This window comes from Ruegeria sp. AF5 (genome assembly GCF_056541905.1).
Genome location: NZ_JBQFYZ010000001.1, coordinates 682,696 through 701,515, shown reverse-complemented (window position 1 = coordinate 701,515; position 18,820 = coordinate 682,696). Strand labels below are relative to the sequence as shown.

At 58.8% G+C, this 18,820-nt stretch carries 19 protein-coding genes; 12 read left to right on the top strand and 7 right to left on the bottom strand.

Features of this window, described 5'->3' with window-relative positions:
• Nucleotides 1–398: 398 nt before the first annotated feature.
• The gene (locus ACR0DS_RS03490; RefSeq protein WP_480482318.1) at nt 399–893 is read right to left on the bottom strand and encodes a MarR family winged helix-turn-helix transcriptional regulator; all 495 of its coding nucleotides are present in this window, start codon (nt 891–893) and stop codon (nt 399–401) included.
• 78 nt (nt 894–971) lie between these two features.
• On the opposite strand from ACR0DS_RS03490, the gene ACR0DS_RS03485 reads away from it, so the two are divergent.
• Entirely contained in the window at nt 972–1,880 is a 909-nt protein-coding gene (locus tag ACR0DS_RS03485) for an EamA family transporter (RefSeq protein WP_480482316.1), read from the top strand.
• On the top strand, nt 1,877–2,518 hold the full coding sequence (locus ACR0DS_RS03480; RefSeq protein WP_480487525.1) for an NAD(P)-dependent oxidoreductase: 642 nt from the start codon (nt 1,877–1,879) through the stop codon (nt 2,516–2,518). The genes ACR0DS_RS03485 and ACR0DS_RS03480 overlap by 4 nt, the downstream gene beginning before the upstream one ends.
• Nucleotides 2,519–2,530: 12 nt before the next feature.
• On the opposite strand, the gene ACR0DS_RS03475 is transcribed toward ACR0DS_RS03480, so the two are convergent.
• Entirely contained in the window at nt 2,531–2,974 is a 444-nt protein-coding gene (locus ACR0DS_RS03475) for a hypothetical protein (RefSeq protein ID WP_480539363.1), read from the bottom strand.
• A gap of 278 nt (nt 2,975–3,252) precedes the next feature.
• Here ACR0DS_RS03475 and ACR0DS_RS03470 point away from each other — a divergent pair, with 278 nt between their 5' ends.
• Complete coding sequence (locus ACR0DS_RS03470; RefSeq protein ID WP_267367456.1) at nt 3,253–3,696, top strand: hypothetical protein; 444 nt, start codon at nt 3,253–3,255, stop codon at nt 3,694–3,696.
• A 271-nt stretch (nt 3,697–3,967) separates the two neighbouring features.
• Nucleotides 3,968–4,588: a 30S ribosomal protein S4 gene (rpsD, locus tag ACR0DS_RS03465; RefSeq protein WP_170374584.1), complete on the top strand. Its 621-nt coding sequence runs from the start codon at nt 3,968–3,970 to the stop codon at nt 4,586–4,588.
• A 58-nt stretch (nt 4,589–4,646) separates the two neighbouring features.
• On the opposite strand, the gene ACR0DS_RS03460 is transcribed toward rpsD, so the two are convergent.
• Entirely contained in the window at nt 4,647–4,928 is a 282-nt protein-coding gene (locus ACR0DS_RS03460; protein WP_480546152.1) for a DUF1330 domain-containing protein, read from the bottom strand.
• 93 nt (nt 4,929–5,021) lie between these two features.
• Here ACR0DS_RS03460 and ACR0DS_RS03455 point away from each other — a divergent pair, with 93 nt between their 5' ends.
• Complete coding sequence (locus tag ACR0DS_RS03455) at nt 5,022–5,894, top strand: LysR family transcriptional regulator (protein ID WP_480539359.1); 873 nt, start codon at nt 5,022–5,024, stop codon at nt 5,892–5,894.
• Here the strand turns inward: ACR0DS_RS03455 and ACR0DS_RS03450 are convergent, their stop codons facing one another.
• Nucleotides 5,895–6,356: an Lrp/AsnC family transcriptional regulator gene (locus ACR0DS_RS03450; RefSeq protein WP_267365621.1), complete on the bottom strand. Its 462-nt coding sequence runs from the start codon at nt 6,354–6,356 to the stop codon at nt 5,895–5,897.
• 102 nt (nt 6,357–6,458) lie between these two features.
• Between ACR0DS_RS03450 and ACR0DS_RS03445 the strand changes: the two genes are divergently transcribed.
• From ACR0DS_RS03445 to ACR0DS_RS03430, 4 genes are all read left to right on the top strand, one after another.
• Nucleotides 6,459–7,874, top strand: a complete 1,416-nt coding sequence (locus ACR0DS_RS03445) for an aminotransferase class V-fold PLP-dependent enzyme (protein WP_480482302.1) — start codon at nt 6,459–6,461, stop codon at nt 7,872–7,874.
• A 64-nt stretch (nt 7,875–7,938) separates the two neighbouring features.
• Nucleotides 7,939–9,024 (top strand): histidinol-phosphate transaminase, encoded by a 1,086-nt coding sequence (gene hisC / locus ACR0DS_RS03440; protein WP_480557834.1) that lies wholly within the window; start codon nt 7,939–7,941, stop codon nt 9,022–9,024.
• Entirely contained in the window at nt 9,021–9,941 is a 921-nt protein-coding gene (locus tag ACR0DS_RS03435) for a prephenate/arogenate dehydrogenase family protein (RefSeq protein WP_267365625.1), read from the top strand. Before hisC ends, ACR0DS_RS03435 begins: the two co-directional genes overlap by 4 nt.
• Complete coding sequence (locus tag ACR0DS_RS03430) at nt 9,938–10,789, top strand: extensin-like domain-containing protein (protein ID WP_480557833.1); 852 nt, start codon at nt 9,938–9,940, stop codon at nt 10,787–10,789. The genes ACR0DS_RS03435 and ACR0DS_RS03430 overlap by 4 nt, the downstream gene beginning before the upstream one ends.
• On the opposite strand, the gene ACR0DS_RS03425 is transcribed toward ACR0DS_RS03430, so the two are convergent.
• Nucleotides 10,786–11,787, bottom strand: coding sequence for a DUF2125 domain-containing protein (locus tag ACR0DS_RS03425; RefSeq protein ID WP_480557831.1), 1,002 nt, complete (start codon nt 11,785–11,787; stop codon nt 10,786–10,788). The two genes, ACR0DS_RS03430 and ACR0DS_RS03425, sit on opposite strands and share 4 nt — an antisense overlap.
• Before the next feature lie 67 nt (nt 11,788–11,854).
• Between ACR0DS_RS03425 and ACR0DS_RS03420 the strand changes: the two genes are divergently transcribed.
• The 3 genes from ACR0DS_RS03420 (at nt 11,855) to ACR0DS_RS03410 (ending at nt 15,379) form a co-directional block, all read left to right on the top strand.
• Nucleotides 11,855–12,385 (top strand): gamma-glutamylcyclotransferase, encoded by a 531-nt coding sequence (locus tag ACR0DS_RS03420; RefSeq protein WP_480557829.1) that lies wholly within the window; start codon nt 11,855–11,857, stop codon nt 12,383–12,385.
• A 69-nt stretch (nt 12,386–12,454) separates the two neighbouring features.
• Nucleotides 12,455–13,633, top strand: coding sequence for a biopolymer transporter ExbB (locus tag ACR0DS_RS03415; RefSeq protein ID WP_480487544.1), 1,179 nt, complete (start codon nt 12,455–12,457; stop codon nt 13,631–13,633).
• 3 nt (nt 13,634–13,636) lie between these two features.
• Nucleotides 13,637–15,379: a peptidoglycan -binding protein gene (locus tag ACR0DS_RS03410; RefSeq protein ID WP_480557827.1), complete on the top strand. Its 1,743-nt coding sequence runs from the start codon at nt 13,637–13,639 to the stop codon at nt 15,377–15,379.
• Nucleotides 15,380–15,545: 166 nt separating this feature from the next.
• Here ACR0DS_RS03410 and clpA read toward each other — a convergent pair whose 3' ends face one another.
• Nucleotides 15,546–17,870, bottom strand: coding sequence for an ATP-dependent Clp protease ATP-binding subunit ClpA (gene clpA, locus ACR0DS_RS03405; RefSeq protein WP_480482288.1), 2,325 nt, complete (start codon nt 17,868–17,870; stop codon nt 15,546–15,548).
• 174 nt (nt 17,871–18,044) lie between these two features.
• Complete coding sequence (gloB, locus tag ACR0DS_RS03400; RefSeq protein WP_480557825.1) at nt 18,045–18,812, bottom strand: hydroxyacylglutathione hydrolase; 768 nt, start codon at nt 18,810–18,812, stop codon at nt 18,045–18,047.
• Nucleotides 18,813–18,820: the final 8 nt, after the last annotated feature.

Below are 18,820 nucleotides of genomic sequence, written 5' to 3'. Positions count from 1 at the left end.
CGCTTGCTGCATCATCAGAACGCGGCGTAGATTGAAACTGCGGCGAGCCTGATCCTCCTAAGCCAATCAAACGCTCGTGTTCCAAATCATTCGATGACGGACACGCAGTTCTGGTAGCGCGTGCTGGGACTGACAGGAGTAGGTCGTGACGACCTCAGACACGGGTGGCAACTATTCTGTGGCAGAACCGAGGGCGAACTCGGCCAAGATTACCAAACTGCTGTACATTCCCGATCATCAGGTAATCAAGAACTGCGAAACAGAACCGAGCAATGTTCGCCTGTGTTTCATAAAATTGTAGCAATGAGAATCCTGTTAGAGCATTGGTGGTTAGTTCCAATGCAAAGTCGTATTCTGAGAGTGTGTTGGTTTCTTGGGACGCGCCAATTTTCCGGTATTTATTTCGCGTCTACGTCAATCGCCTCGCCCAGTGTTTTAAGCAATTCATTCAGGTTTTCGCGCTGCGTGGGTGATAACCCTCTCAAGAGCCGATGTTGTGTTTCAACGTGATCTGAAACGACATTTTCGATTTTTGAGAACCCGGCCTTGGTCAAACGTATCAAAAAACCCCGTTTATCTTCAGGATTTGGTACGCGCTCTACCAGACCTGCCTTGACGAGCTGGTCAATCCGGTTGGTCATTGTCCCGGACGTCACCATGGTCAGGTCAAGCAATTCCCCGGGCGACAAGCCTTCAGGCTTTCCGGATCTGCGCAGAGTCGCCAGTACATCAAAGCTGGCGAGGTTTAGCCCGTAAACCTTCCAGGTTTTGTCCATCTCTTTTCTGAGTTGAGCCACCAGGCGGGAGAGACGCCCAATCGTTTCCATCGGTCCGACATCAAGGTCGGGTCGGGCTTTGTTCCATTGCGAAATGATACGATCAATGTGGTCCATGGAAGCATATTGCGAAGATTTATCTTGACGTCAAGAGAATGAGTAATATCTTGACGTCAAGATAAATGGAGATTCCTCATGAAACATCGTGTCGACATCGCGCTCACTGCAATCGCGCCGCTGGTCTGGGGCAGCACGTACTACGTTACGACTGAATTCCTTCCGGCCGGGTACCCAGTCACTATGGCTGCCCTGCGGGCTTTGCCCGCTGGCCTGCTATTGCTTGTTCTTGCCCGGCAATTGCCGCAGGGTATCTGGTGGATACGCGCCTTCGTTCTCGGTGCGCTCAACTTCACCGCGTTCTGGACATTGCTATTTGTGGCGGCATACCGGCTGCCTGGCGGTGTAGCCGCAACTGTTGGGGCGGTTCAGCCTTTGATTGTCGTATTCTTGGCCGGGGTGCTGATTGGTACGACGGTCAAGGTGTCTGCGGTGGTCGCGGCACTGATCGGTATCTTTGGGGTCGGACTTCTTGTTCTTGGTTCGGGGATTTCACTTGATCCGATTGGAGTGATTGCGGGCATCGGGGGCGCAGCCTCCATGGGGGCGGGCACAGTTCTGACCCGGAAGTGGCAAGCCCCTGTGCCCCTTTTGACTTTGGCGGCCTGGCAACTCACGGCAGGGGGGCTGTTGCTGGTACCCTTGGCGCTTTTGTTTGAGCCTGCGTTTCCACCATTGAATACGCAAAACATCACCGGCATCGTCTATCTCACTCTGATCGGGGCTGCGCTGACATACATCTTATGGTTCCGGGGCGTTTCCCGGATCGAACCCGGCGCCGTTTCAGCCCTTGGTTTTCTCAGCCCGCTTTCCGCAGTCATTATTGGATGGATGCTTCTTGGTCAGGCTTTGACACCCACCCAGATCGCCGGAGCCGGGGTTGTGCTCACGGCAATCTGGCTTGGACAGCGTGCTGGGCAGATGGGCAATTCCGTACTTTCAAGAACTTCCAATTCACACCTCGTCTCAAAAGGAGAATGCTCATGAAACTTGTTGTATTTGGTGCCACTGGCGACGTCGGTTCTCGTGTCGTGACTGAGGCCATTTCGCGTGGCCATGAGGTTACTGCGGCAGTTCGAAACGAGGCGGGGCTCAAAAAACTACCCAAGGGTGCCAAGCCGGTTGTTGCAGATGTCGCAGACCCTGCGGCATTGGCCGCTGCGATGGCTGGCCAGGATTTGGCCATAAGCGCTGTGCGTACACCGGCCGGGCGTGAAGGTGAAATTGTTGCTTTGACCCGATCCATCCTGCATGTCGCATCTCTTGTCCGTCTTCGCGTAATTATTATTGGGGGTGCCGCTCGTCTGCATATGCCCGATGGCAGCCCGCACACTGTCTTATCAGATCCAGACTTTCTGCCTGAAAGCATAGTCCCAACCGGACGTGCATCCATGGCGCAGTGGGAACTCTGTTCATCGGATGCCTCAGCAAACTGGACCTATGCCAGCCCGTCCGCCTTATTGCAGCCCGGTGAACGCCGGGGCGTCTTCAGAACCGACACAGATAACCTGATTGTTGATGACGTCGGCAACTCAGAAATCTCCATGGAAGATTTTGCAGTGGCAATTGTAGATGAGGCTCAATCGCCCAAATTTCCACGCGCCGCCTTTACCGTAGGCTATTGAACCCCCAACAACCTAGTCGTTTTGGCAAAGCGCCCCGTCTGCAGTTCGCAAGCGGGGTGTTTTCTCGAATGCGGTATCGTCACGCGACCTTACGAAAACGAACAGGCCGCGCCACGGCATCGACAGTCGCTGACGTAAGGCAGCTATGAGCCGATTCAACAGGGCGGTCCATGGCGGCTGGTGAAATACTGCAGGTGCACCAATGACCGAGAAGAGCCCTATCGCCACAGGGCAGGTAAATGTCTCACCCAGGATGGCCAGACCTGGCATCACACCGACACCGGTGCGCAGATACGCCTGGCTTGCGACGTCCATGGACCCTAGCGTGTGCACAAGTTTGAAATAGATCGGCAGGGCCACACCAGTGCACAAGGTCAAAAGAACGCTTGTTGCCGCCAATGCTGTTACACTCGGCGTCAAGGTCCATGGACGGTCCAGCAGCAGCTTAGCGCCCATCACCAAAACGCTCCGTCGGATCGCATGTCTGACTAAGGAAGTGTGACCACCACTCTCACGAGTGGGTTTTTCCATCTTGATCTCTGATCAGAAACCATTCCCTGGGTCGCCGCAGCAAGCTGATGCTCAGATAATCAGCTTGGATCAAGGCAAACACATATTTTTGATTCACTTCTGCAACATTCTTGTGAATGCTTCATTCCTGTCTCTTTTCCGCCGGATTTGGTGCTGATAAGCAATGATTGAATATCGGGATGTTAAATAGTGCGAGTGGGCAGATGAGAGCCGGAGTTAACGGTCAGGTAGCCATTTCATGGGATCAAACTGAAATTGACGGACTCGAGGACGCGCCTCTGGCGTGTCTGGCCGTCGGCGCGGCTTGGTCATGGCGCGGACAGGCGATAGTGCTGAGCGCAGAAGCCGAGAACAGCGTCGAACAGATTGGATATGCGCGGGGCGCTGCAACCCGCATACAAAACCGCTTCCCGATTGTCCGGGAAGTTTCCGGCCACGTGACCGGTGCTTTGACACTTACCAATGGGTCGCAGCGGTTTTCAGCCAACCTTGTTGCCGACACCAATGATGCAGCACCAACCATCGTTTTCGATGGCGCATGCCCGCCACGGGATGAAGAATTCTGGATCGTCGACGTGACCGAGGTTGTGATGGTGCACAAGGCGGGTGTTGAAGGCGGCGGGAATGTCGTTGCATTTCCGGCCTGAACGCGACCTGTATTTTTTTTGATGAAAGCAGTGTGACAGCAACCGTCGCTATGCGCGCAGGGGCCTGTGCTGCCAGCGGTGAACATATCTTTGCAGATATTCGAAACTGCGTTGAATGCCGTGTTGACTCTGCCGGCTTTGCGGATATAAGCGCGGCTTCATTGGTGTTGGTGGCCCCCGCAAGGGGAAGCCTGTCATGAGGGAAATCTCAAGAGGACAACGCCCTTCATAGTTGCCCGTTTGGGCATCGACCTAAAGAAGGAGATCAGCCGTGACCAAACGCACGTCTGCCAAGTACAAAATCGACCGCCGGATGGGCGAAAACATCTGGGGTCGTCCGAAATCCCCGGTCAACCGTCGTGAATACGGCCCCGGCCAGCACGGTCAGCGCCGCAAGGGCAAACTGTCGGACTTCGGTCTGCAGCTGCGTGCCAAGCAGAAGCTGAAAGGCTACTACGGCGACCTGACCGAAAAGCAGTTCCGCCGCATCTATGCCGAAGCCGAGCGTGTAAAAGGCGACACCGGTGAAAACCTGATCGGCCTGCTGGAGCGCCGTCTGGACGCCGTCGTCTATCGTGCCAAGTTTGTACCGACCGTCTTCGCTGCGCGTCAGTTCGTGAACCACGGCCACGTCAAAGTGAACGGCAAGCGGGTCAACATCCCCAGCTACCGTGTCAAAGAAGGCGACGTCATCGAAGTGCGTGACAAGTCCAAGCAGCTGGCTGTTGTTCTGGAAGCTGTTGCCTTGGCCGAGCGTGATGTTCCTGACTACATCGACGCCGACCACTCTAAAATGACCGCAACGTTCGTTCGCGCACCGGGCCTGAGCGATGTGCCGTACCCGGTCATGATGGAACCGAACCTGGTCGTCGAATTCTACGCGAAGAACTGATCTTCGCTTTCCGACCTGGAATTCAGAGCCGCACCTTTGGGTGCGGCTCTTTTCATTTTCAGCCCAGCAGAACGATATCTGACGCGCCTGCGCTGCGACGCAGCTCGTGAATGTCTTTTAGTTCCGGGTCGTTGATCCATCCCAGTGCAGCGTCCCGGTTGGGAAAGGAAAGCAGGGCTGCAACGTCAGGCAAGTCCGGCGTGCCGTCCAGCGCGGTTGTTTCAGCAGTCGCGTGTTCGACCTTTCCGCCATGGCGGGCCAGTGCAGGCCCGGCCTGCTCGCGATAAGCGGCCAGAGCGTCGGGATTCTTTACGGTGAGTTTTGCGTAGGCATAGATCATGGCTTTGCTCCTTGATGTGTGGGCAAAAGCTAGGGTGTGATCTGCTTTGCGAAAACGCGTGTATTTGCATCAATAATGTGCGAATTTGCATGTATGGATATTCATTGGGATGATTACCGGGCCGTACTCGCCGTGGTCCGCAGGCGTACCCTGTCCGCCGCGGCACAAGAGCTTGGCGTCAACTACACAACTGTTGCCCGCCGTATAGCCCGCGCCGAAGCTGCGACAGGCGAAGTGCTGTTCGAAAGGCTGACCGACGGGTATCGACCGACAGAAGCAGCGCACCTAGTCGCTGCGTATGCTGCCCGGATGGAAAGCGCAGAACACGCAATGCTGCGCGGTTTGTCAGGGCGGGATGCCCGGTTGGAAGGGCAGCTGACCTTAACCGCGCCGCAACTGTTAATTGCCCATGTGCTGGCCCCGGCGCTGGGCGAGTTTGCTCAAAGGCACCCTGCTGTGTCTTTGCAGGTGCGCGCGGCAAACGAGATTCTGGACCTTAATCGACGCGAAGCCGACATTGCGATCCGGATCAGCCGCAACCCCGGCGATACGTTGAAAGGTCTGCGCCTGACGCAACAGCACAGCGCTTGTTTTGCCACGTCGGAATGGGCCGCGCGAATGCAGCAAGATCCGAACGCGCCCGTGGATTGGTTGCTTTATGAAAAGCAGCCGAACCTGCCGGACGGCGTCGACAAAATCTATCCGAACTCGCGGATACATATGCGCTTTGATGACATGGTCGCGATGGCGGGTGCCGCACAATCAGGGTTGGGCGTTGTTCGTATGCCGGTGTTTCTGGGCCGCTCACTTCGGGGCTTGGTGCAGGTTCCGGTCCTTTCACCGCAACCCTACGCAGATATCTGGATCGTGGCGCACCCGGACGTTTGGCCTTCGGCAAAACTGGTCGCGTTCCGCGATATCGCGGTGCCCTTTTTCAAACAAAAAAGCCCGCTGTTTACGGCGTGATCAAATCGGCAAAGGTCGCCCTTCGGCGATTGCTTCCATCGCGAAATACGACGTGACGCTGTCCAGCTCGACCTTTTCGATCAGCCGTTGATACACCTTGTCGTAAGACGCCATATCCTGTGTGACGACTTTCAGCTGATAATCGTAGTCACCACCAATCCGATGAAAATCCACGACCTCGGGGATCGTCAGAACGTGGCTGCGAAAGGCCTGTAGCCACTCGGCCGAATGATGCCGCGTGCGCAGCATGACAAAGACCACAAGGCTCAGGCCCAATTTCTCGCGTGCGATGCGGGCGGTTGAACCGATCAGGACGCCATCTTCGTTCAAAGCCTTCAGCCGCCGCCAGCAGGCGTTCTGCGAAAGCCCCGCACGATCCGCTAACTCCCGTTGCGACAGGGTGGCGTCCTTCTGCAGTTCTTTCAGAATGCGTGTGTCAATTTGATCCAATTTTGATGCCATTACTGATCATATGACACAAAGATTTTAAAATCTATGCAATAATAGGTGAAGTTTTCGCGCTGACAATAAATCACATTAGTCGGACAGTTAGGAGCCAATGCAATGTCCCTGTCCAAGTTTCGTGCGGAACTCTGTTCCACCGCTCACAATTCAAACCTGCGCGATGGGCTGATCGGAGAGAATGTTCTGATCCCGGGTCTGCATGGGGACGTGCCGCTTGTCTATGCGGATTACGTCGCTTCGGGTCGCGCCTTGCGGCAGGTCGAAGACTTTGTGGCGCAACATGTGTTGCCGTTTTACGCGAACAGCCACACCGAGGCCTCTTACTGCGGATCTTACATGACACATCTGCGCCGCGAGGCGCGGGCGGAAATAGCCCGCATTGTAGGTGCCCAGGAAGAGGACGCGGTGATCTTCACCGGGTCTGGTGCCACTGCGGGGCTCAACCGGTTGGTCAGCCTGCTCGGGGTGGCAGAGGCCGACCAACCGGTTGTCTTGATTGGTCCTTACGAGCATCACTCGAACATCCTGCCGTGGCGGGAAAGCAAGGCACTTGTGGTTGAAATCCCCGAAGCCGAAGGTGGCGGTGTTGACCTGGGGGCGCTGGAAACCGCGCTGTTGACCCATGCAGGCGCAGATCTTCTGATCGGTTCCTTTTCGGCGGCGTCCAATGTAACCGGAATTGTCACTGACCCTGATCCGGTGACGCGGTTGCTCAAGGCGCATGGTGCCGTGGCGATTTGGGATTACGCCGGGGGCGGGCCTTACCTGCCGATGGATATGGGGCCGGCGGACGCGCGCAAGGATGCGATCGTCGTTTCCCCGCACAAGTTTCCGGGCGGTCCGGGGGCCTCGGGTGTTCTGATCGTAAACCGGGCTGCAGCCAAACGGAACTGCCCCAGCTGGCCGGGTGGTGGCACCGTTAGATTCGTGTCACCGTGGCGGCATGACTACAGCGCGGACCTGTCTGCGCGGGAAGAGGCGGGAACGCCCAACGTGATCGGTGATATCCGCGCGGCGCTTGCCTTTATCGTCAAGGATGTCGTCGGCACGGAAGAAATCGCAAGACGCGAGGCGCAGTACAACCAGATGGCGCTGGACGGGTGGAAGGATAACCCGCACCTGACATTGCTTGGGGTCAATAATCCGCATCGCCTGCCGATCTTCTCCTTCCTTGTGCGCGACAACGCGGGACAGCCTGTGCATCAGCAGCTGTTTACCCGGATGCTCAGCGACGTCTACGGCATTCAGGCGCGCGGCGGCTGTGCCTGCGCAGGGCCTTATGCCCACCGCCTTCTGGGGATTGACCGCGCCGCGTCCGAGGCGCTGCACGCGGCCTTGTCTGCGGGTGAAGAGATGAAGAAACCCGGCTGGGTACGCCTGAATTTCTCGTACCTGATGAGCGAGGAAACGGTTCAATTCATCATCGACAGTGTCAATGATCTGTCCCGCCGTACCGAGGAATTCGTGCCGTATTACAACGCCGACCCGGCGACTGCGCGCTTCAAGGCCGCATGATGGAATTGCCGCTTTTCTCAATCCGTTGAGACAGGTATGAGGGGCCCATTCAACGGAGCCTCTCATGACCAAGATCACCCCGCAACCCGGCATTATGGACATCGCGCTTTATCAGGGCGGCCAGTCGCATGTGGCGGGTGTTGAGCATGTGATCAAGCTGAGCTCGAACGAGAACCCGTTCGGCCCCAGCCCCAAGGCGATTGAGGCGGTGCGCGACAGCGCGGCAAATTTGCATCGGTACCCCAACACCGACCACGCCAGTTTGCGCGCTGCTATCGGCGCACGTCACGGGCTGGACCCTGCGCAGATCATCTGCGGTGTCGGCAGCGACGAGGTGCTGCAATTCATCGCTCAGGCCTACGCAGGGCCGGGGGATGAGGTGGTCTATACCGAGCACGGGTTTTCCATGTACCCGATCATTGCCCGCATGGCAGGTGCCACGCCGGTCATGGTGGCCGAGCGCGACCGCAAAGTTGATATGGATGCCATTCTGGCCGCCGTAACCAACCAAACGCGGATCGTGTTTGTCACCAACCCCGGTAACCCGACCTCGACCATGATCTCGAACGACGAGCTGGACCGTCTGGCGCAGGGTCTGCCCGATACCTGCCTGATGGTCTTGGACGGCGCCTATGCCGAATTCGTCGACGGTTTCGATGGCGGCGCGTCTTTGGTGGATGCGTATGAGAACGTGATCATGACCCGTACATTCTCGAAAGTGTACGGGCTGGGCGGGATGCGGGTCGGCTGGGGGTATGCGCACCAATCGATTATCGATGTTCTGAACCGGGTGCGTCAGCCCTTCAACCTGTCTTTGACAGCCCTGGCCGCAGCCGAAGCAGCGATCAGCGACGTCGATTTCCTGACGTTCTGCCAATCCGAAAATGCGCGCCTTCGGGTGTGGCTGGCCGAGGAGCTGGACAAGATCGGCGTGCCCTCGGACCCGTCCTGCACCAATTTCATCCTCGCGCGTTTTGCCGACAGGACCGAGGCCGAGGCCTGTGACGACTATCTGAAGACGCAGGGTTTGATTGTCCGCCGGGTTGCAGGCTACAACCTGCCGAATGCCCTGCGGATCACCGTGGGCGATGAGGAAGCCTGCCGCCGCGTTGTTTCGGCGATTACAGCATTCAAAGAGGGTGCAGCATGAGCCAGATTTACGACCGGGTTGCGCTGATCGGGCTTGGCCTGATTGCCTCCTCCATGTTCTGGGCGATCAAGCGTGGGGGCCTGGCCGGGGAAGTGACCGGCTATGCCCGGTCCGAGGCGACACGTGACACGGCGCGCAGAATCGGGCTGTGCGACCGCGTCTGTGACACGGCGCGCGAAGCGGTCGAAGGTGCGGATCTTGTCGTTCTTTGCGTGCCCGTGGGGGCAATGGGGGCCGTCGCAGAAGACATCGCGCCCGTGCTCAAGCCCGGCGCGACCCTGTCGGACGTGGGGTCGGTCAAGCGGCATGTCATTCAGGCGGTTCAGCCGCATATCCCCGAAGGTGTGCATTTCATTCCCGCGCATCCTTTGGCTGGGACAGAGCATTCCGGTCCGGAATCGGGTTTTGCCAAATTGTTCGACAATCGCTGGTGCCTGCTGGTGCCTGTCGAAGGGACCGACCCGGATGCAATCGCCCGCCTTCGGGCGTTGTGGGAAGGTATGGGCTCCCATGTGGATGAGATGGACGCGGATCATCACGATCTGGTTCTGGCCGTCACGTCCCATGCGCCGCACCTGATCGCCTACACGATGGTTGGTGTGGCCGACGATCTGCGCCGGGTGACCGATAGCGAAGTGATCAAATACTCGGCTGCGGGTTTTCGGGATTTCACCCGCATCGCGGCATCGGACCCGACCATGTGGCGTGATGTGTTCCTGTCCAACAAAGATGCGACGCTGGAAATCCTGGGCCGTTTCACGGAAGAGCTGTTTGCGCTGCAACGTGCCATCCGCACCGGGGACGGGGAACATTTGTTTGACTACTTTACCCATACCCGTGCTATTCGTCGCGGCATCATCGACGCGGGGCAGGACACGGATGCTCCGGATTTCGGGCGGGGAAAGGCAGGTTCATGAGGTCATACCGGGGGCAATTTCTGATCGGGATCATGGCGTTGTGCGCCGTGGCCACACAGGCAGCCCCTCTGGAACGATCTCTGGTCCCACCTGCACGTCCGATTCTGGACCAGCAAAACGTGCAGGTTGTGTCCGCCGTTGCCCCGGTGTCCGTCGCGGCCATAACCGATCTGCGCCCCATCTCACGTCCGGTTTCACCGCAGGTCACTGCTGCACTGGCGCGACCTTCGGATTTGCCACTGCTGGGGCCCGACACCTCGCTGATACCTAACATGAGGCCTGAATCCCTTGAACAGCAGGTGCTTTTCAAAAAACGCAAACTGCGCAAAGGGTCCGTTTGCGGAGATATCGCAATTCAGGGCAAGCCCGTCGGAAGGGTCGGCAGCGAGAATTCAGCCTGTGGCGTAAAAGATGCGGTGCAGATCACCTCTGTTTCCGGTGTGGCACTCAGCCGCCCGTCGACAATGGATTGCGGCACCGCCGTTGCACTGAACAAATGGGTCGATAAGACAGTCAAACCCACCTTCAAACGTCGCGGCCCGGTGGTCGAATTGCAGGTGGCAGCCCATTATGCGTGCCGAACTCGCAACAACCGCAAGGGCGCGCGGATTTCCGAGCACGGCAAAGGGCGCGCGATCGATATTTCGGCCTTCAAAATGGCCGATGGTGAGGTGGTGACCGTCTTGGAAGGATGGCGCAAGAACCCGTCAAAGAAGCAATTGCAGAAGATCTGGCGCGGCGCGTGTGGCCCGTTCGGCACCGTTTTGGGGCCGAACTCGGACAGCTACCATCGCGATCATTTCCATCTGGATACGGCACGCTACCGCAGCGGAGCGTATTGCCGTTAACGAAGGATCAGCCGCGGGGCAGGGCCCAGCGGCACCGGCCCCAAGGCGACAAAACCATCCCGGAAGTTCAGCTGAAGGTCCAGCGCGTTGGGGTTGCCGCCCAGCCCTGCCAGAAAATTCAGTGCGCGGGTGACAGGATCAACCGCCTGATCAGGCAGGGCACCTGCCGCGTTTGCCATGTCGACCATATCGCGCCAGTTCTCGGCCTTGACGGCGATCTCGCCACTGGGAACACCCTGCGCGTCTACATCCAGTTTACCGGCAGCAAACAGACGCAACCCACCCCATTTGATCTCGGCCAGTCGCAGGTCGATGGCCACGGGCTGTGGTCTGCTGTCCTCCAGCGCTGACCTGTCCCAGACTTTGCTGAACGTGGTGACCATGTCCAGTTCCAGCGTTTCGAAGGACTGCGGCAGCGACGCGGCCGAATTCATAAGGGCCCGCAACCGGTCACCGGGTGTGAACCCATCCGCGCGGGCGGTAATGGCATAGGCTTCGGGCAGGGATGTTTGCGCCATGATCAGGCTTAGGGTGTCCCCGGCGGCCAGTGCAGTGGTGTTCTCGGTCACCGACCACGCCCCTGCCGTCAGCGCCAGTTTTTCAAGCACAAGCGAAACGCCGGGTTGCAACTGTAGTTCCGCAATCAATTCATCGGCGACAATCGTTGAAGTTTGATCGTAGTAAGACAGTCGTTGCGGCGTTTCGGCGAACCGCAGCACCTGCCGGCCTGGCCAGATCGCGGGGCTTTCGAATTCGATCCAGTCCGCACGCCAGGCTGTGCCATTCACCGGATCTGCAAGGGCAGGGTTGTTCAGACGAGTCACGTGATGGGTCGGATACCCTGCCGTTGCCACGTCCGAGAAATCAGCCAGCCAGCCGCGCGCCTGTTGTTGATCAAACCAGCCAGTGATTGCCGCGCGCAGACCATATCCGGCGACAAACCAATATGCGCTCCACAGGACGCCGATAAAAATGATCACTCGTATGATACGGCGCATGAGCTTTGGCCCTTTTTCCTGCCTCGGAATTGATGTTTATAGGCCCAAACGGGCAAGGACCAGTGCAATGACGATGTGGGTTTTCGGTTATGGATCGCTGCTGTGGAATCCGGGCTTTCCGGTCGCGCGCAGCGAACGCGCGACACTGCATGGCTATGCCCGGTCCTTCTGCATGAGCTCGATCCACCACCGGGGAACCGAGGAAGAACCGGGGCTGGTGCTGGCGCTGGACGAACAGGCAAACGCGATTTGTACCGGTCTGGCCCTTGCGGTTGAAACCGGTCACGAAGACCGCACCCTGCACGAACTGCGCGAGCGCGAGCTGATTTCGTCGGCCTATGTCGAACGTATGCTGGATGTGCACCTGGAAAATGGCGACATCGTCAACGCCGTGACCTATGTGATCGATGCCGACCATGTGCAGTATTGCGGCGGGATGCCGTTGGAGGATCAGGCCCGGATCATCGCCCATGCGGTTGGCGGGCGCGGCCCGAATGACGAATACCTGTACAATACCGCCGAACATCTGGCCGAGATCGGCCTACGCGACGCCGATCTTGAGTGGTTGGCGCAACGGGTGCGCAGTATTACCGCATAAACTCTTGGCGTCACCAGTGGAATTTCGCTAGTTTCGACGCAGAGCAGGCAAATACCGGGAACCACGCGCATGGCGCAGGCACATCAGGGCGCGAGACCCCATTTCTCGCATCCAACACGGCAGATTCTGTTGATGTTGATGGCGATCGGCCTGTCCGGGCTGGGTGTGTTTCTGGCGCTGCCCTATGTGTTGCCGGTGTTCTTCGCCAACCCGTACCTGAACGGCTTCATCCTGATGGTTTTTCTGATCGGCGTTCTTGCCTGTTTCTATCAGGTGACGCAACTGATCGGATCTGTACGCTGGATCGAGGCCTTCGTCGGCGGTGTTGTTCGCGAAGACGCCCGCACGCCGCAATTGCTGGCTCCTTTGGCCTCATTGCTGCGCGAACGGGGCGCGAGGTCGCAGATCAGCTCCACTTCAACCCGCTCGATTCTGGATTCCGTAGCCGAACGGGTCGAGGAAGAGCGGGAGATCACTCGCTATATCACCAATGTGCTGATCTATCTGGGTCTTTTGGGCACATTCTTCGGTTTGGCGACAACCGTACCTGCCATCGTCGATACGATCCGCAGCCTTAATCCGCAAGAGGGCGAAGAAGGGCTGGCCGTGTTCAACCGCCTGATGACCGGGCTCGAAGCGCAGTTGCAGGGAATGGGCGTTGCGTTCGGATCGTCTCTGCTGGGTCTGGCCGGGTCGCTGATCGTCGGTCTGCTCGAAGTTTTCGCAGGGCACGGCCAGAACCGTTTCTATCGTGAGCTCGAAGAATGGCTGTCTTCGATCACCCGTGTAGGTTTCGCGGGTGGAGAAGAAGGCGGTGCCGAAATAGCCGTGCTCACGCCGGTGCTGGACGCCATGTCCGAACAGATGGACGCGTTGCAGGATCTGTTTTCAGCGCAGGAAAGCGACCGGGCCGAGGTTTCCGCCAAGCTGGGTTTGCTGGTCGATGTGATCGGTGAGATGAACAACCGTCAGGCCAATACCGAAAGTGTCACAGCGGTGTTGGAACGCGTGGCGCTGGGTCAGGAAGCCCTGCTGGATCACATGCGCGATCACGGTGCGGGTGAAGGTATCGACGCCGAAAGCCGGATGCGCCTGCGCTCGATGGATGTGCAGCTGCTGCGTATCCTCGAAGAGATATCGGCGGGTCGGCAGGAAAGCATGAACGAGTTCCGCAAGGATATTGAACTGCTGGTCAAGGCGCTGACCCTGCCGCGCGGTGCGGTACGCACCTCGCCGGAAGGAGAATAGCCCATGGCGCTGTCCCGCCGCACCGGTCAACGGTTCCAGGGCTCGGTCTGGCCCGGTTTCGTCGACGCGATGACGGGGCTGTTGATGGTGCTGACCTTTGTGCTGACCATCTTCATGGTGATCCAGTTTGTGCTGCGCGAAACCATCTCGGGTCAGGAAGACGAACTGACCACATTGGCCGACGAAATCGCGGCGCTGGCGGGGGCGCTGGGGCTGGAAGAACGCGAAAACAGCCGGTTGCAGGCGCGGCTTGGGGCGTTGAATACCACCCTGTCGCAGGCCGAAGACGATCTGGCGCAAGCCCAGTCACTGATCGCATCACTGACCACCGAGCGCGACCGACAGGCTGTCGCTTTGGATCAGGCACAGACCCGGATCACCAATTTCGAAGCGCAAGTTGCCGCCCTGCTGGCCGAACAGGAACGGGCACTGGGTGATATTGCAGCGCTTGAATCGCAGCGCGCGAAACTGCTGACCGAGCAGGAGGCGTTGAACCTGGCGCTTGCCCAAAGCCGCGAGGAAATCGACGCACAGACCGAAGCCGCCCGTTTGGCCGCTGCCCGTCGGGAAGCACTGGAAGCACTGGTGGCGGATCTGGAGCAAGGCAGCGCCGACCGGGACGCCCAGATCACCAACCTTGAACAGCAGCTCAGCGATGAAGAGGCCGCCCGTCTGGCCGAAGCCGCCGCCGCCGAAGCATTGCGTAACCGCCTTCAGGATGCCGATGCCGAACTGACGGCCATGACACTCGCACTCGAAGCGCAGCGCAAAGAGGCTGAAGACACACTCACCCTGCTGGCGGCAGCACAGGCGGCGCGTGCCGCGTTGGAGCGTCAGTTTGGCGACGTGAACCCCGATGAACTGCGGGCCCAGCTTGAATCCGCTTTGCAGGCGCAGACACAAGCGCAGGCGGATGCCGATGCGCAACGCTCTCTGGCCGAGCAGCGGCAGGCCTTATTGGACCTCGCCAATGCGACGCTTTCGGATGAAAAAGAAATCTCTGCCGAGGCGCAGAGAGAGGCCGCCCTGCTGAACCAGCAGATCGCCGCCCTGCGCGGGCAATTGGGCTCTTTGCAGGCTTTGCTTGATGATTTCGAAGAACGCAACGCCGCCGCCGAGGTGCAGATTCAGACCTTAGGGCAGGACCTGAACGCCGCACTGGCCCGTGCCGCATCCGAAGAACGCAGGCGCCGTCTGCTGGAAGAAGCGGAGCGCCTGCGTCTTGAGGCCGAGGCCAAGGCTCTGGCCGGGCAGAACCAGGAACTGGCGGCACAGGCCGAGGACCTGCAACGCTATCGCTCGGAATTCTTTGGTCGTTTGCGGGACGTCCTTGGCGGTCAGGAAGGGGTGCGCATCGAAGGCGACCGGTTCGTGTTCTCGTCCGAGGTTCTGTTCCCGACCGGGTCCGCCGTACTGTCCGCAGAAGGGCAGCAGGAGGTCGCCAAGGTGGCTAACATCCTACGCAGTGTTGCCGCTGAAATCCCGCCCGGTCTGAACTGGGTGATCCGGGTCGACGGCCACACCGACAACGTTCCTCTGGCCGGGTCGGGCCGGTATCGCGACAACTGGGAGCTCAGCCAGGGTCGCGCGCTGTCGGTTGTGCGCTATATGGTTGACGCGCTGGGCATTCCGCCCAACCGTCTTGCAGCCAACGGGTTTGGTGAATTCCAGCCCGTAAACCCCGCTGACACGCCCGAGGCACACGCGCAAAACCGCCGGATCGAGTTGAAGCTGACCGAAAGGTAAGGTCACTGGCCCTTAGCAGCCACGAAAACAAACAGCCGATCCGCAACCGGTTATTGGCGATACCGACCCCAGCGACCCCAGCCGAGCGGATAAGTCCTTGCCTGTGCTGGGCTAAACAAAAAAACCCGCCTTGGTAGGCGGGTTTTCTGTTAAATGCGGCGGGCGATCAGTCCGCCGTCAGAAGCGGAGGCTTGTCACCCGAAATGCGCGGTTGATCCGGGCCAAGGATCTCAAGATCCAGATCACCCTTCTTGACCGAGACACGGACCACACCACCTTTTGCCAGCTTGCCAAACAACAACTCTTCGGCCAGCGGTTTCTTGATGTATTCCTGAATGACGCGGCCCAGCGGGCGCGCACCCATCTTGTCGTCATACCCTTTATCCGCCAGCCATTCGGCGGCTTTGGGTGTCAGATCAATGGTCACACCACGATCCAGCAACTGCGCTTCCAGTTGCAGGACGAATTTCTCGACCACCTGCAAAATGACCTCTTTCGGCAGCGGCGCGAACGAGATCACGGCATCCAGACGGTTGCGGAATTCCGGCGTGAACATGCGTTCAATCGCGGCGGTGTCTTCGCCCTCGCGACGGTCACGACCGAACCCGATCGCGGCCTTGGCCTGCTCTTGCGCCCCCGCGTTCGAGGTCATGATCAGCACCACGTTGCGGAAGTTCACCGTACGGCCGTTGTGGTCGGTCAGTTCCCCATGGTCCATCACCTGCAACAGGATGTTGAACACGTCCGGGTGCGCCTTTTCAATCTCGTCCAGCAGCAACACACAATGTGGATGCTGGTCGACACCGTCGGTCAGCAAGCCCCCCTGATCGAACCCGACATAGCCCGGAGGTGCGCCGATCAGACGGCTGACTGCGTGTTTCTCCATGTATTCCGACATGTCGAAACGCAGCAGTTCAACGCCCAGCGTATCCGCCAGCTGTTTCGCCACCTCGGTCTTGCCCACGCCGGTCGGGCCGGCAAACAGATAGTTGCCGATGGGCTTTTCGGGTTCCCGCAGGCCGGCGCGGGCCAGTTTGATTGCGCTGGCCAGCGCCTCGATCGCCAGATTCTGACCAAACACCACCCGTTTCAGCGAGGCTTCGAGGTCTTTCAGCACCTCGGCATCGTCCTTGGTGACGTTCTTGGGCGGGATGCGGGCGATCTTGGCAACCACGGCCTCAATCTCTTTGACACCAATGGTTTTGCGCCGTTTGCTTTCCGCCACCAGATGCTGCGCCGCGCCAGCCTCGTCAATCACGTCGATGGCCTTGTCGGGCAGCTTGCGGTCGTTGATGTAACGTGCCGACAGCTCGACCGCCGTTTTGATCGCATCAGCGGTATACTTGATGTCGTGATGTTTTTCGAAATAAGGCTTCAGACCGCGCAGGATCTTGACGCTGTCTTCAACCGAAGGCTCGTTCACATCGATCTTCTGGAACCGGCGCGACAGGGCGCGGTCCTTTTCAAAATGCTGGCGAAACTCTTTGTAGGTGGTCGAGCCCATGGTGCGCAGCTTGCCGCCCTGCAACGCAGGTTTCAGCAGGTTCGACGCATCCATTGCCCCGCCCGAGGTTGCACCAGCACCGATCACGGTGTGAATTTCGTCGATGAACAGCACCGCGTCGGGGTGCTCTTCCAGCTCGGTTACAACCGCTTTCAGGCGTTCCTCGAAATCGCCGCGATAACGGGTCCCGGCCAGCAGCGCACCCATGTCCAGCGAGTAGATGGTGGTGTTTGCCAAGACATCCGGCGCCTCTCCGGCGACGATCTTGTGCGCCAGACCTTCGGCGATGGCGGTTTTGCCCACGCCCGGATCGCCCACCAGCAGCGGGTTGTTCTTGCGGCGGCGGCACAGCACCTGGATACAGCGTTCCACCTCATCCGCGCGCCCGATCAGAGGATCGACATCACCCGCACGCGATTTCGCGTTCAGGTCAATGCAATATTTCCCAAGCGCACTTTCCTTTTGTTCCGTGTCGCCGGAACCTGTCTGAGCTTCTTCTTCCACCTGATCCGCACCGGATACCGACCGGCTTTCGCCATACGCGGGGTCTTTGGCCACGCCATGGGCGATGAAATTGACCGCGTCATACCGGGTCATGTCCTGTTCCTGCAGGAAATAGGCGGCATTGCTTTCGCGTTCAGCGAATATCGCGACCAGCACATTGGCACCGGTCACTTCGGTCCGGCCCGAGCTTTGCACATGAATCGCGGCGCGTTGAATGACGCGCTGGAACGCTGCCGTTGGTACGGCTTCGGACCCGTCAATATCCGTGACCAGATTCGATAGGTCCTCGTCGATGAACTCAACCAGAGTGCTGCGCAACTCGTCCAGATCAACGCTGCACGCTTTCATGACGCGTACCGCATCGGGTTCTTCCAGAAGCGCCAGCAGCAAATGCTCCAGCGTTGCAAATTCGTGTCGCCGTTCATTCGCAGCCGCAAGGGCCGCGTGGATGGCTTGTTCCAGTGTGCTCGAGAATGAAGGCACGCGGGTGCTCCTCTGTCTTGGGTCAGAAGGGGGCGGGCTTTCGGCCGGAACCCCATCCCAACCATGTCCTCATACTATTAGAGTTTGGTTGATCGTGGCCCGGCTTCAAGGGTTTTCTTTCACTTGACAGTCACATTTGTTGTGACCGTGGCCGTGAAGAGGGGCAAATAAGCATCAGAACCTGTCTTTTCTACCCCGGATTTCGGCGAAAACCGCCGCAGGATCGGCGTTTACCATACCAAGATGGGCCTGAATCGCCGGATCCGTGGCCCTCAGGAACGGGTTGGTGGCTTTTTCAAGCGCCAAAACCGACGGAACAGTGGCTTCGCCAGCGGCGCGGGCGCGGTCGATATCGGCAATTCGCTGTTTCAGCGCAGCGTTCTCGGGATCGACGGTAATGGCGAATTTCGCGTTGGATTGTGTATATTCATGCCCCGAACAGACAAGGGTGTCGTCCGGCAAAGCGGCCAGCTTGCTCAGCGACGCCCACATCTGCGCCGGGCTGCCTTCGAACAGACGCCCACAACCCAACGCCATCAGGCTGTCAGCGGTAAAGACGACCGCGCTTTGCGGAAGATAAAACGCGACATGACCAACCGTGTGCCCTGAAACGTCCAGCACTTCGACCGGTTCGCCACCGATCTCAAAGCTGTCGCCTTCGGCAACCTGCTGGTCCAGTGGGGGCAGGCGGTGCGCGTCGGCGGCCGCACCGATGACCCTTGCGGGGTGCTGGGTCAGAATTTCGGCCAACCCTTCAACGTGATCCCAGTGGTGATGGGTCAGCAGCACATGTGACAACGTCCATCCCCGATCTTCCAGCGCTGCAAGAATCGGCGCGGCTTCGGGCGCATCAATCAGCGCAGTCTGGCCATTGCCGCTGTCATGGGCCAGAAAGGCGTAATTGTCGCTGAGGCACGGGATTGTAACGATTTCAAGAGGCATGGCCTTTT